Source organism: Pseudoalteromonas sp. S3260 (assembly GCF_005886925.1).
Classification (GTDB): domain Bacteria; phylum Pseudomonadota; class Gammaproteobacteria; order Enterobacterales; family Alteromonadaceae; genus Pseudoalteromonas; species Pseudoalteromonas tetraodonis.
The window spans coordinates 1-907 of record NZ_PNCV01000215.1 but is presented as its reverse complement, the minus strand read 5'-3'; the positions used below and the strand labels follow the sequence as shown (position 1 = coordinate 907).

Sequence of the window (907 nt, the reverse complement as noted above, 5' to 3'; positions counted from 1 at the left end):
AACTGTATCCGCATTGAAAATGGCGCTATCAGTATCCCAAAGGTAGGCAAGATACCCATTATCTTGCATCGCAAACTAGCAAGTAAAATCAAGACTGTAACTATCCAGTATCACCACGGAAAATGGGGATGCAGCATCACTCAGGAAGTTGAGTGCAAAACAGCTAAACAAGTTTTAAAAACAATCACAGGTTTTGACATTAACTCAAAGCAAACTGTTGTTGGCTCAGATGGTTTTGTGGTCGATAACCCCACGTTTTTAAAGCAGTCAAAAACAAAGTTAAATCAATTGCAACGCCAGCTTGCACGCCGAACTAAAGGTTCAAATCGCTGGCAAAAAACCAAACAACGCATCAACAAATTACACGGCAAAATCTCACGGCAAAGGCTCGACTTTGCACACAAAATTTCACGCCAGATAACCAATGAAAATGACATTTTAGTGTTCGAAGATTTAAACGTAAAAGGGATGCAAAAGTTCAATGGCAGCATGGTTGCCGACAATGTGATGGGCTTAATTACTCAGCTTTCAAAATACAAAACTGAGCTTGAAGGTAAACTCTATCACGAGATTGGCAGGTTTGAAAAATCCACAGGGGTTTGTTCTGAATGCGGCCAACATCATGTTTTAACATTGAACGACAGATATTTCACATGTACGGCTTGTGAAACTTACCAAAGCCGAGACTTGTCAGCGGCTAAAAGCATAGCAAAAACAGGTGAATTAGATTTGATTGCGGCTGGGATCGTCGCAAGGGTTACCCCCACATCTCAGCAGAAATCAGCCATTAAAACGAAAGTCTTCGAGCTATCGAAGTTTGCTGTTGGAACTGAGAAAAAAGAAGCAGCCTAGTCTCTAAGTCAAGGCTGTAGAAGCCCATTGATCGACACGGAGTGGCGTCGATGGG

1 protein-coding gene is annotated in these 907 nt (G+C 42.0%); it reads left to right on the top strand.

Annotated features, from left to right (window positions below; translation table 11 throughout):
- Nucleotides 1–852: RNA-guided endonuclease InsQ/TnpB family protein (locus tag CWC14_RS18240; RefSeq protein ID WP_138564304.1), on the top strand; the 852-nt coding region annotated here is incomplete at its 5' end.
- Nucleotides 853–907: the final 55 nt, after the last annotated feature.